This window comes from Sphingobacterium sp. B29, from assembly GCF_001952815.1.
In the GTDB taxonomy this organism is placed as follows: Bacteria; Bacteroidota; Bacteroidia; order Sphingobacteriales; family Sphingobacteriaceae; genus Sphingobacterium; species Sphingobacterium siyangense.
Genome location: NZ_CP019158.1, coordinates 6,140,212 through 6,152,569, shown reverse-complemented (window position 1 = coordinate 6,152,569; position 12,358 = coordinate 6,140,212). Strand labels below are relative to the sequence as shown.

Genomic DNA, 12,358 nt, shown 5'->3' with positions numbered 1-12,358 from the left:
AAGATAATAAATAGATTGTACTAAAAATTACTGATACCTTTTTTGAGGGACACAAGTAATATTTTTAGTCTTTCTTAAGATGATCTGACGTTGATCTAATCTGCTTTCCAGTACCACCGAATCCGCAGCATGATAAACAACTTTAAAGCGGGGGATATACTGGCCGGAAAGATAGCAGCCTGAAATTTTCTGCTTGCCATTCTCTTTGGTATAAATACCATCGACAATGATGGAGTCTCCACGCAAAACATAAATACCTTTTGCATGTTCTGTCCAGGATCCATTTTTGTAACAGCTATCCGGGATTGTTTGTACCTTATTGTTGACGTGCATGGTCGCGTAAACAGAATCACAGGTAAACTTGAAATCGGTTAAGGTATACTGCATCATCTGCTGTTGTCCTGGAATACTGTCTTGGACCCATTCTCCCTGTAAAAAGGGTGCGCCTTCGTTCTGCATATCCGAATTGAATTTGCAGGCAGTAAAAAAGAAAAACATACCTATGGCAAGTGCCAATAGGTATGTCTTTGTTCGTATATTTTTTATTGAAATAAAAGTCACAGCTTATTTTAAACTTCCAACCATATCTTCTGGTTTTACCCAAGCATCGAAATCTTCAGGAGTCACATAACCTAAGCGTACCGCTTCTTCTTTAAGCGTAGTGCCGTTTTTATGTGCTGTTTGCGCGATTTCTGCTGATTTGTAGTAACCAATTTTTGTGTTTAGTGCCGTTACTAACATCAATGAGTTGTCTACCAATTCTTTGATGCGTTTGTAGTTCGGTTCAATACCAGCTGCACAGTGCTCTTCAAATGAAACACAAGCATCACCCAATAGGCGAGCAGACTGCAAGAAGTTTGCGGCCATCAATGGTTTGAACACGTTTAGTTCGTAGTGACCTTGCGTTCCACCAATTGTAATAGCCACATCATTACCCATCACTTGCGCCGCAACCATTGTCAATGCTTCACATTGCGTTGGATTAACTTTACCTGGCATAATCGATGACCCTGGTTCGTTTTCAGGAATCAAGATTTCACCGATACCTGAACGTGGGCCAGAAGCCAACATACGGATATCGTTTGCAATTTTATTTAATGAAACAGCCAATTGCTTTAATGCACCGTGTGTTTCAACGATTGCGTCGTGAGCAGCCAATGCCTCAAATTTATTTTCAGCGGTTACGAAAGGTAGGCCAGTAAATTCAGCGATATATTTAGCAACGACAACGTCATAGCCGTTTGGTGTATTTAATCCTGTACCTACAGCAGTACCACCCAATGCAAGTTCTGACAAATGCGAAAGTGTATTTCTTAAAGCTTTCAGACCATGGTTCAATTGAGCGACATAACCTGAAATCTCTTGACCTAGAGTCAATGGGGTAGCATCCATTAAGTGCGTACGGCCAATTTTAACTACGTTTTTAAACTCCTCAGCTTTTTTCGCCAATGTGTCACGCAATTTTTCAACTCCTGGAATGGTAACTTCAGCAACAGCTTTGTAAGCCGCAATATGCATTCCTGTAGGGAAAGTATCGTTAGATGATTGTGATTTGTTTACATCATCATTTGCTTTTAACACAGGTTCACCTTCACCAATTTTATGTCCAGCCAATACTTGTGCACGGTTTGCTACAACCTCATTCACATTCATATTGGATTGTGTACCCGAGCCCGTTTGCCAAATAACCAATGGAAATTGATCATCCAATTTGCCCGCCAAGATCTCATCACATACTGTAGCGATCGCATCACGTTTCTCTACAGGTAATACCCCCAACTCGTGGTTAGCATAAGCAGCTGCTTTTTTCAAATAAGCAAAGCCTGCGACGATTTCGTGTGGCATTGAAGCTGCCGGTCCGATTTTAAAGTTGTTGCGTGAACGCTCTGTTTGTGCACCCCAGTATTTGTCTGCAGGTACTTGAACTTCACCCATTGTGTCTTTTTCAATTCTGAATGACATAGTATGTAAGTATAAGTAAAACGTAAAAATTAAAAGCATATGTGCAAAGCACATTATACATCACTCACAAAGTTACAGGATAATACAGTAAAGAACAAGGATTAAAGCATAAAGACACAATAAGCAGGTTTTAAAAACCAAGACGTTTTGTCAAGGAATCATTCACATGGTGGAAAACCTGTTTCGGTTTTAACGTCCGCCAGGGAATCACGTTCAATGTACCACCGAAATTAATGTAATAATCTATATTTTGCTGCTGGAATTCTTCAATAACATGTTCACGGAAACCAATGCCCGCAATCCATCCGTCCTCGATATCCTGAAACCATTCCTCATAGTAAGAGTCGTCTGAAGCATGAAAATTCAGTACATTCTCTCCGATTAGAATAAAATACTTGATCCCTTGACTGATCAATACATCGATAATCTCTCGCTTGAGCAACATGATGTCATTGTAGATTGCATCATTCCATTCACCAATCAGTTCGATAATACAGTACTGTTTCTCATAGTCTACAAACAGTATTTTCAGATATAAGGTAAGCGAACCGAATTCATCCCATTGTGGGTGCAAAAGAAAATTATAGATCTGTTTGTCAAAATCGAATTCGCTGTAGACTGTACCATAAAATGGGGATTGTTCATCTTCAGCGGCAATGTAATAGTCCCGCCAATTGTAATAAGGTTCGATTTCGTGCATAAAGTGGAATCTTTTTCAATTCAAACTAAGATAAATTTACGCGAATTTGCAAGTTAAATTATAGAGATCATTGTCATCTATTGTAATTAAATGTTTGGCACTCCTACGAGCTGTTTGGTTATGATTTTTGATAAAGACTTTTAATCATGGACAGCTTTGTTTGCTGGCCAAAACAAGGTCGTGAATTTTTTGTTTTTAATGTAAAAATATGGGTTCAAAAACTCGTTTAACCGAATAAACTTGCTATTTTTGATAAAGTAATTAATTGTTGAATAGTTTGTCTCATCTTCGGTAATTCATGAAGATTTCCCATGCAGAAAAGTATTAAACGAAATATTTTTGTAGCCGCTACATATGCTGCAGTATTGCTTCTCGGCTTGCTGTTGGGACAAAATTATGCCGAGGAGCAGGGAAGTAACCAGAAAACCACCTTTTCAAGTTTGCGCTCCAATGGCAATTCCGATAAATTACAATATCTCATTCAATTAATTTCCGAGAATTACGTCGACAATGTCAGTATAGACACCGTGCAGGATGAAGCCATTGAGCATGTTGTTTCCCGCCTGGATCCTTTTTCCACCTTTTTGAAACCCAATCAAGTGCTAGCAAAGCAGGAAACGCTTGAGGGAACATTTGATGGTATCGGAGTAGAGTACTTTCGCCTGAAAGATACGCTACTTGTTGTTGGGATGGTTGCAGCTGGTCCCGCTGAAAAAGCAGGTATGCGTATTGGCGATCGCATTTTAAAGATCGGAAATAAGGATCTTGTCGGAAGAAAGGTTGCGGAATCCGAAATTGAAAAACTGATCCGCGGAAAGAAGGGGACAGCTGTATTGATCTCCATTCAACGCAATGGAGTAGTATTGGGCAATCCAATAAAAGTCATTCGTGATCAGGTAAATGTTTCGAGTTTAGATGCATCGTATATGATCGCTCCGAAAACAGCTTATGTGAAAATTCGAAGATTTGGACATAAGACAGCAGATGAATTCCGGCAGTCACTCATTGACTTACGAAAAAGCGGAGCTCAAGATCTTATTTTGGACCTACGTAATAATGGTGGCGGATTTGTACATACGGCAATTGATCTGGCTGGTCAATTTTTCAAAGAAAAGAGACTGTTGATGTATACCGAGGGTGCGAATGAACTACGCCAGGATTTCTATTCTGAGAAGGCGGGCGATTTTGGTGATGGCCGGGTCATTGTGCTGATCAATGAAAGCACAGCATCAGCGAGCGAAATACTGAGCGGTGCTCTTCAGGATTTGGATCGGGCAACTATTGTCGGTCGCAGATCCTATGGCAAAGGTTTGGTACAAGAGCAGTTTGATTTTTCAGACGGTTCTGCAATCAACCTGACTGTTGCTCGCTACTATACACCGCTTGGAAGGTGTATTCAGCGAAAATATGCACGGGCAAATTTTGATGCGGCAAAATACATGACAGGCTTCGATCTATGGACAATGGATACCGAATTCAGTCAAAAGGAAATGTTTACAACCAGTAAAGGAAAGCTTGTCTTCGGTGGTGGCGGTATTCTTCCGGACGTGACTATCCCGATTGACACCAATGAAACCAGTGCCAAGTACCGCGAGATATTTCATTCCAATGCGATCGAAGAGTTTGTTTATGATCGTTTCACGAAACATCTGCCGGCATATTCTATCGAAAATTTTATTAGTGGCTATCACTTGCCCGCAACAGAATTTGATCTATTCATTTCATATCTTAATAGCCAAAAGCGGATCGCGGTCACAGCCAAAGAAGCAAAAAACTTACATGATTTAATTCAATCCGATATCGAGGCCTTGGTAGGTCGGTATTATTTTGGTCGTGAAGCGTATTACAAAATCAAAAACCGAAGAGATAAATTTATTGAAATAGGTCTTAAAACGTTGGGCTATCAAATGCCTAAGGTTTAAGTCTAAGATCAGACCATACAGGATAATGATCCGACAATTTCTGTTTGACAATCTGATAGTTCATCACCTGAAATTTCAGGCTGGCAAAAATATAATCGATCTGGAATATCGGAAGCAGGGCATGATGGGTTACTCCCCAGCCATTACCTTTCTCCTTAAATGCATTATACAGCCTGTCTCCAATTAGATTGACCGAGTAGCTCATTGGCGTATCATTGAAATCACCTACCGCAATATAAGGATATTGACATTCATTCATGTGTTTCTTTAACGAATGCGCCTGTTCGCTACGAAGCTCGAAGGCATTCTTAAGTTTACGGCTCAATTTACGTGTCCTCGAATTATCCGATTCATTATTATTCGACAGATTTTGGATAAATTCCTTGTCTTCATTTTGAAGCGCAAAAGAACGGAGATGTATATTATAGATACGAATCAGTGTATCCTGTTTTTTGATATCTACATAACTAATCCGGTTGATTCCGTAATCGTTGTCTCTGATGGTACCTGAATCATAAATTGGGAAGCGGGATAGGACAGCCATTCCATAAGCCTCGTAATCGTTTTTAGAACTAGGCTCAAAGAAAAAATAATCATAGCCCAGTTTATCTTTGAATTCCTCGGAGAACACATGTTTTCCTTTAATCTTGCTAATATATTCCTGAAAGCAGATCACATCGGGAGATATGCTGTCAATAATTCGGACAACGTCGGCTTTAAAGTTTTTTTTCTCATCGTTTACTTTTTTGAACAAATGAGCATTGAAGGTCATGATGCGAAGGGTACGTGTCTCGGAGGATACAGGGGCATTCTCTTTTCGAATGTTCCAATGTTTAGTTAAAAAAGGCCATCCAATGAGGATTGTCACGAGTGAATAAAGTGCAATTTTTCGTTTGCGGAGTAGCCAGTAAAAGATAAATCCAATATTGATAAGGAGAATTGGAAGGTAGCCCAGGCCCATAAATGCAATTGGCCAAAAGGATTTGGGATTAATGAAGGTCGCCGAATAGCTCATAAGTAATGCAACGATCGCAAGCATATTTGCCAGGAACATTGTTTTACTTATAAAGCCCAGTTTTCTTCTTAAAAATGTCCTTTTATCCATCAACCTTGTCACCACTATTGCTTGCCCTAAAGAGCGTTTCTTTTTCATGGTTCGTTAGACTGTCGTAGCCAGAAACAGAAATTTTATCTAAGATAGCATCGATTTCGTCCTGATTGGGTAAGTCATAACGATGTTTCCGATTTGTCGGAATATTGTTACCTACAACGACTTTCATTTTTGCAGGCTTCTGTTGTTTTTTCTGAAAAATCGTAGACCAGTCCATTCCCGATTTTAGCGCATAAGTGAATCCCATTCCAAAAAGTATAACTGCAAAATACGAAATGGCAGCAGGTCGATTGGTCATCGTAAGGGTAAGGAATTCGAATCCAAAATAAATAATAGCCACTAATTTTAGCTTAACAGTACCAATAAGGAGAAAGCGTAATTCGTACTTGGGAACCAAAGTCACAATCGCGGCTAATACTGCTGCCAACGGGAGAGAGCCGCCCATGAGCTGAACGCTGTCAGAAACGGGAATAAGTGACCCAAAGCCCACATAAAGAAGGCTGCCGAGCAACCAAGAAGCAATATAAACAAATAGAAATTGCCGTTTGTTTAAGAAGGTAAAAAAGATCTGACCAACCCAATAGAGCCAAAGACTATCAAAAAGTATGGTCAGAAGCTTGACGTAAACGAAATTTGATGTGATTAATGACCAAGGTTGTGCGATAAATGCTGAGAAATTACTCGGTAAACTCAATCGACGTACAATAGGCTCCAAAAAGCTTTGTGGTACAATTTTTAATTCGAAGAGTAGATCTAAAAAATAAATGAGGACAAATAAACAGACCTGAATACTGATCACCAAAGGTACGGGCGAGCCAGTTTTATAGGTTTGTCTCCAAAAATCTTTTAAACCGATGTTATTCATTGCGCACGATATTAATAAATTCCTTTTCTAATCTTCCACAGTTTAAGCAGTAGATAGCCAAATAGTGCACCACCGACATGCGCCAGGTGAGCCACAGAATCTCCTGGTCTAGACAAGCTCATGTAAATTTCGATGAGGATAAATCCACCGATCATATACTTTGCTTTGACTGGTACAGGAATAAACAAAAATTGAAGCGGTATGTTTGGAAAAAGGTAGGCAAATGCCAATAGAACACCATAAATCGCTCCTGAGGCCCCCAACATCGGAATGAGGTAAGTTAGGGCTTCATTATTTCCGGTATTGGCCATCGCAATAAGTTCGTTTCCGCTTAAGCCGTGAAGTGGAGCGAAAGAACCTGTCGCATTATAGAGTTGTATACCATTTACAGCTGTATAAAGAAACCAGGCACCGATTCCCGAAACCAGGTAGAAATTTAAAAAACGTTTTGAACCAAGGACCTGCTCAATCATAGGACCGAACATGACCAGGGAAAACATATTGAAGAAAATATGGGTAATATTGTTCTTGTCGTGCATAAACATATGCGTGATCACCTGCCAGATTTTAAAATAAGGGGAGTCCGGATAATAGACCGCAAGATAATCATATGCTACAGGTACAAGTTGTGATCCAATATAAAATATGATATTGATGATCAATAAATTCTTGATAACAGGTGTCAGTTGTGGAAACATATATTTTATCTTCTAATTTTTGCCAAATTTTTCCGCCAATTCTTGCAATGTAAATGTTACAATTACAGGATTGCCATAGATGGAGATATTGGGTGAGTGACAAGCAAACAGTCTGTCTACAAGCTCTGCCATTGCTGTATTGTCCAACGCGGTACCAGGTTTAATGGCCGCATTACGGGCCAGGCTTTTTGCAAGATTTTCGCGCTTAGCGAGCTTATACTCAGATTGATTGTTTTTGTAATCCTCCAATATTTTCTCAATCATCTTTATTTCGTCGAATCCTGTCCCTAAGTCTGCAGGAATTCCGTCAATAATATAGGAATTTTTTCCAAATTCACGAATTTGAAAGCCTAAGCCATTGATGTCCTCAAGAAGGTCTTTCATTAATTCATTATCGGCAGCATTTAGGTCCAAAGTCTGTGGAAACAAACTTTGTTGACTCAGACCTTTATGTTGGTCCAGTTGCGCAAGAAATTGCTCAAAGAGAATACGCTCATGTGCAGCCTGTTGATCGATTAGAATAAATCCAGAGTGAATCTGAGAGACAATATATTTATTATGGAGCTGAAAAAAGAGCTTTGAGGATGACTTATCTTCGACCTGAATGACCTGTGAGCTATCCGTATGCAATTCCGGCTCCGCATGCAATGGCAGCTGAACAGATTCCTCCTTTTCGACGATTTGGTACAGGGAATCCCAATTGCTGGGTATGCCACCTGTTTTCTTACTGAGTCCTTCAGCATAGCTTTCTGAGCGCGTGTAGCTCGAGCCAGATTTTGATTTGTCTGTATCAAATGGATTGAAGTCTGGATTAAAAGTTACCGTTGGAACGATAATTTCATCCAATGCCTTTTTTGTAATAAGATTGGTGAAGCTTGTTTCCTGTTCAAAATCCAAAGATGGCATGATATTGTATCGTCCCAACGATCTTTTTACGGCTGAACGGATAATGGCGTAAATAGCCTTATCGTCTTCATACTTAATTTCGGTCTTGGTAGGGTGTACGTTGATATCGATGCGTGCAGGATCTATGTCGATAAATAAGACATAGAAAGGGAATGTTTCGGCCTGTAAAATATCTTCATAAGCATTCATGACTGCATGGTGCAGGTATGGATCACGTACAAAGCGTTTGTTGACAAAGAAAAACTGTTCACCACGTGTTTTTTTTGCAAATTCAGGTTTCCCAACAAAACCTTCTACCTTGATGATTGACGTATCTTCTTCCACCGGGACAAGTCGCTGATTGTAATTGTTGCCAAAAATATGGACAATACGTTGTTTCAGCGTCTCAGCCGGCAAATGGTAGATCTCATTTCCGTCGCTATGTAGGGTTAGGAAAATCTGTGGATTTGATAAGGCAATACGTTGAAATTCATCAATAATATGACGCATTTCTACGGAGTTACTCTTTAGAAAGTTCCTTCGCGCAGGAATATTGTAAAATAGATTTTTAACTAAAATATTTGTTCCGGCAGCAACAGCTTCCGGGTATTGGTTGACAACTTTTGATCCCTCTATCTCAACAACTGTACCCAGTTCATCTTCAATGCGGCGTGTTTTGAGCTCTACCTGTGCAATCGCAGCAATGGAAGCCATTGCTTCACCACGGAAACCCATTGTGCGGATAGCGAATAAGTCTTCAGCCTTACGAATTTTCGATGTTGCGTGACGTTCAAAACAAAGACGAGCATCAGTTACGCTCATTCCACAGCCATTGTCAATGACCTGGATCAATGACTTGCCTGCATCTTTAACAATAAGTTTTATTTTGTCAGCTCCAGCATCAATAGCATTCTCAATCAATTCTTTAATGGCAGACGCTGGTCGCTGCACCACTTCTCCCGCCGCAATCTGATTAGCAACATTATCTGGAAGTAATTGAATAATATCCGACATATAATACAAAGTTAAGAAATATCCATATTTACAGCGTATAAACACTGATGAAAATCAACTGGACATTCCATATGTTCTTTAAAAGCAAAAACCTTTAATGTGTTCATTTATACAAATGAAAAATGGATGGCATTGATAAATAGTTGTGTCCTATTCCTCGGCCGTCAAAGTCAGTGTGCGATATCTATTGCCCCTGTAAGACAAAGCCCAAGGAGTTGGAAAACATTCCTGCGCAATAACCGAGCCATCCCGGGCAAACAGCAGCCGTGAAACATAATACTTCGCGACTGCCGCTTCATAGGCATTACATTTCCAGTTTTAAGAAACGTGCTGTTTCGCTTTTATTATTTTTAATTAAGTTTTCAGGTGTTCCTTCAAATAGAACCTGCCCACCGTCTTTGCCACCTTCGGGACCGATATCAATGACCCAATCGGCCGATTTAACGACATCAAGGTTATGCTCAATAATCAAAATGGTATTCCCGCGCCCGACCAGACGATTGATAACGCCCATAAGGACATTGACATCTTCAAAGTGAAGACCTGTTGTCGGTTCATCAAGGATATAGAATGTATTTCCAGTGTCTTTTTTAGAAAGTTCAGTAGCCAATTTTACCCGTTGTGCCTCACCTCCGGATAAGGTTGTCGAGGACTGTCCTAAGGTGATATAACCCAAACCTACATCCTGCAGTGTTTTGATCTTTCGGTAAATACTCGGTACATTTTCGAAGAAATCCACAGCATCGTTGATGCTCATATCAAGTACATCGGAAATGGATTTTCCTTTGTAGCGTACCTCTAAAGTTTCTCGGTTGTAGCGTTTTCCGTGACATGTTTCACAAGGAACCTGTACATCGGGAAGGAAATTCATTTCGATGACTTTCAGCCCGGCTCCCTGACAGGTTTCACAACGACCACCTTTGACGTTAAAGGAAAATCTTCCTGGTTTATAGCCTCTGATCTTAGCTTCTGGAAGTTGAACAAACAAGGTTCTGATGTCTGAAAATACACCGGTATAGGTCGAAGGGTTGGACCGTGGTGTACGGCCGATAGGACTCTGGTCGATCTCGATGACTTTGTCAATATGTTCTAACCCTTCAATTTTTTTGAAAGGCAGTGGAATTGCTTTGGCTCTGAAAAAATGTTTATTCAAAATCGGGTATAAAGTACCTGTGATTAGGCTTGATTTACCCGAACCTGAAACACCCGATACAACAATGAGTTTTCCTAATGGAAAAGAGACAGACAGATTTTTTAAGTTATGTCCGGTTGCTCCATGTAATGACAATGTTTTTCCATTGCCCTCACGGCGTTTCTCAGGAATCTTAACCTCTTTTGTCCCGTTGAGGTAAGCTGCTGTTAAAGAGTTTGATTTTAGGATTTCTGTTGGTGTACCTTCGGCAACCACAGTCCCACCATGAACGCCTGCAGCAGGTCCCATGTCGATCACATGGTCGGCATGTAGGATCATGTCTTTATCATGTTCTACAACAAGGACCGAATTGCCAATATCGCGTAGGTTTTTAAGCGCATTGATCAAACGTTCATTATCCCGCTGATGGAGCCCAATACTCGGTTCATCCAGAATATAAAGTACATTCACCAGTTGGGAACCAATCTGTGTGGCCAGACGGATCCGCTGTGCTTCACCACCTGAAAGTGTTTTAGCTGTACGGTCTAAAGTCAAGTAATTTAGGCCGACATCCAGCAGGAAGCCTAAACGTGCACGGATTTCCTTTAATATCTCTGTTGCAATAATGAGCTGGCGTTCATCAAGTTTGCTTTCTACCTGATCAAACCATTCTTTGATGGATGTAATGTCCATCGTTGAGAGCTCATGGATGTTTTTATCCGCAATTTTAAAATGTAAAGATTCTTTTTTCAGACGTGCTCCCGCACAGGTTGGACAGGTCACTTTCGTTCTGAAGTCATCTAAAGAAGGCGCCTCATCCGATGATTTTCCCGAAAACTCTTCCAGCATCTTAAAGATTCCTTCAAATTCAACACGATATTCACGCGTGCCATAACTTCCATAAGATACAGTGACAACGATAGGCTCTTCCTTATTGCCAAATAAAAGCTGGTCAATCTGTTCTTCAGTTAGTTTTTCAAGCGGTGTCGTAATGGTAAAATCTAATTTTTTTGCGACAGCTTTCAATACTTCCGAAGTCCAATTTTCCCGGGTAGGTCCCAAAGGGGCCAAACCACCTTTTTGAATACTTAGTTTTTTATCCGGGATAACGGCATTCTTATCAATTTCAAAAATATAGCCCAAACCATCACATGTAGGACACGCACCGTATGGGGAATTGAATGAGAAGGTATTTGGCTGTGGCTCATCATAAGAGATCCCCGATTCGGCATCCATGAGATAACGGCTATAGAATTGCTCCTGATTATCTTTCGTGGAGACCTTGATGATACCTTTCGCTGTTTTCATCGCCTGCATCACGGAAGTTTGTAAGCGCTTTTTATCTTCACGCTCTACTTTCAGACGATCTACGACGATTTCAATATCGTGTATTTTGTAGCGGTCGACCTGCATTTTTGGAACAAGGTCCAATATTTCTCCATCCACACGTACCTTCACATAACCTTGCTTACGGATTTGTTCAAACAACTCACGGTAGTGGCCTTTACGTCCCTTAACCACTGGTGCCAGGATGTTCAGGGACTGTCCTTCAAACTCAGTCAAAATCCGTTCGATAACCTGATCGTCCGACATACGCTCCATTTTCTTCCCGGTCACATAGGAGAAAGCTTCTCCTGCTCGGGCAAATAGTAGACGCATAAAATCATACACCTCAGTAATGGTTCCAACAGTGGACCTCGGGTTTTTGCTGGTGGTTTTCTGCTCAATGGAGATCACTGGGCTTAAGCCCGATATCTTGTCCACATCCGGACGTTCCATGCCACCCAAAAACTGACGGCTGTAGGCACTGAATGTCTCCATATACCGACGTTGTCCTTCGGCATAAATGGTGTCAAAAGCCAAGGAAGACTTTCCGCTGCCACTTAAACCTGTGATAACAACCAATTCATTTCTCGGAAAAGAAACATCTATATTTTTTAGATTATGCGCACGCGCTCCAAATACCTGAACTTCACTTTGTTCGCCCAAATCTGGGCTTCTTTTTACTGCCATGAAAACTCCTTAAGGTCCCCGTGTGAGGGATTAAATGCAAAACATGCAAAATTACA

At 40.6% G+C, this 12,358-nt stretch carries 9 protein-coding genes; 1 reads left to right on the top strand and 8 read right to left on the bottom strand.

Annotated features, from left to right (window positions below):
* Nucleotides 1–27 precede the first annotated feature (27 nt).
* From BV902_RS26240 to BV902_RS26230, 3 genes are all read right to left on the bottom strand, one after another.
* The gene (locus BV902_RS26240) at nucleotides 28–459 is read right to left on the bottom strand and encodes a fumarate hydratase (RefSeq protein ID WP_227550058.1); all 432 of its coding nucleotides are present in this window, start codon (nucleotides 457–459) and stop codon (nucleotides 28–30) included.
* Nucleotides 460–564: 105 nt separating this feature from the next.
* On the bottom strand, nucleotides 565–1,962 hold the full coding sequence (gene fumC / locus BV902_RS26235; RefSeq protein ID WP_075994412.1) for a class II fumarate hydratase: 1,398 nt from the start codon (nucleotides 1,960–1,962) through the stop codon (nucleotides 565–567).
* 130 nt (nucleotides 1,963–2,092) lie between these two features.
* On the bottom strand, nucleotides 2,093–2,662 hold the full coding sequence (locus BV902_RS26230; RefSeq protein WP_075994411.1) for a hypothetical protein: 570 nt from the start codon (nucleotides 2,660–2,662) through the stop codon (nucleotides 2,093–2,095).
* A 311-nt stretch (nucleotides 2,663–2,973) separates the two neighbouring features.
* On the opposite strand from BV902_RS26230, the gene BV902_RS26225 reads away from it, so the two are divergent.
* Complete coding sequence (locus BV902_RS26225; RefSeq protein WP_075994410.1) at nucleotides 2,974–4,584, top strand: S41 family peptidase; 1,611 nt, start codon at nucleotides 2,974–2,976, stop codon at nucleotides 4,582–4,584.
* Here the strand turns inward: BV902_RS26225 and BV902_RS26220 are convergent.
* The 5 genes from BV902_RS26220 to uvrA all read right to left on the bottom strand — a co-directional run bounded on the left by BV902_RS26220 (nucleotide 4,574) and on the right by uvrA (nucleotide 12,302).
* Nucleotides 4,574–5,737 carry an endonuclease/exonuclease/phosphatase family protein gene (locus BV902_RS26220; RefSeq protein ID WP_237241868.1) on the bottom strand — a complete coding sequence of 388 codons (1,164 nt, stop codon included), beginning with the start codon at nucleotides 5,735–5,737 and terminating at the stop codon, nucleotides 4,574–4,576. The genes BV902_RS26225 and BV902_RS26220 overlap by 11 nt on opposite strands.
* Nucleotides 5,682–6,560 (bottom strand): rhomboid family intramembrane serine protease, encoded by an 879-nt coding sequence (locus BV902_RS26215; protein WP_075994408.1) that lies wholly within the window; start codon nucleotides 6,558–6,560, stop codon nucleotides 5,682–5,684. Before BV902_RS26215 ends, BV902_RS26220 begins: the two co-directional genes overlap by 56 nt.
* A gap of 11 nt (nucleotides 6,561–6,571) precedes the next feature.
* The gene (locus BV902_RS26210) at nucleotides 6,572–7,258 is read right to left on the bottom strand and encodes a rhomboid family intramembrane serine protease (RefSeq protein WP_075994407.1); all 687 of its coding nucleotides are present in this window, start codon (nucleotides 7,256–7,258) and stop codon (nucleotides 6,572–6,574) included.
* A gap of 12 nt (nucleotides 7,259–7,270) precedes the next feature.
* Entirely contained in the window at nucleotides 7,271–9,157 is a 1,887-nt protein-coding gene (gene mutL, locus BV902_RS26205; protein WP_075994406.1) for a DNA mismatch repair endonuclease MutL, read from the bottom strand.
* Nucleotides 9,158–9,461: 304 nt separating this feature from the next.
* Nucleotides 9,462–12,302, bottom strand: a complete 2,841-nt coding sequence (gene uvrA, locus BV902_RS26200; protein WP_075994405.1) for an excinuclease ABC subunit UvrA — start codon at nucleotides 12,300–12,302, stop codon at nucleotides 9,462–9,464.
* Nucleotides 12,303–12,358: the final 56 nt, after the last annotated feature.

Coding starts and splice junctions, on each gene's coding strand:
- BV902_RS26210 (WP_075994407.1), bottom strand. CDS start 7,258: ATGTTTCCACAACTGACACCTGTTATCAAGAATTTATTGATCATCAAT.
- BV902_RS26215 (WP_075994408.1), bottom strand. CDS start 6,560: ATGAATAACATCGGTTTAAAAGATTTTTGGAGACAAACCTATAAAACT.
- BV902_RS26225 (WP_075994410.1), top strand. CDS start 2,974: ATGCAGAAAAGTATTAAACGAAATATTTTTGTAGCCGCTACATATGCT.
- BV902_RS26240 (WP_227550058.1), bottom strand. CDS start 459: ATGCAGAACGAAGGCGCACCCTTTTTACAGGGAGAATGGGTCCAAGAC.
- BV902_RS26230 (WP_075994411.1), bottom strand. CDS start 2,662: ATGCACGAAATCGAACCTTATTACAATTGGCGGGACTATTACATTGCC.
- fumC (WP_075994412.1), bottom strand. CDS start 1,962: ATGTCATTCAGAATTGAAAAAGACACAATGGGTGAAGTTCAAGTACCT.
- BV902_RS26220 (WP_237241868.1), bottom strand. CDS start 5,737: ATGAAAAAGAAACGCTCTTTAGGGCAAGCAATAGTGGTGACAAGGTTG.
- uvrA (WP_075994405.1), bottom strand. CDS start 12,302: ATGGCAGTAAAAAGAAGCCCAGATTTGGGCGAACAAAGTGAAGTTCAG.
- mutL (WP_075994406.1), bottom strand. CDS start 9,157: ATGTCGGATATTATTCAATTACTTCCAGATAATGTTGCTAATCAGATT.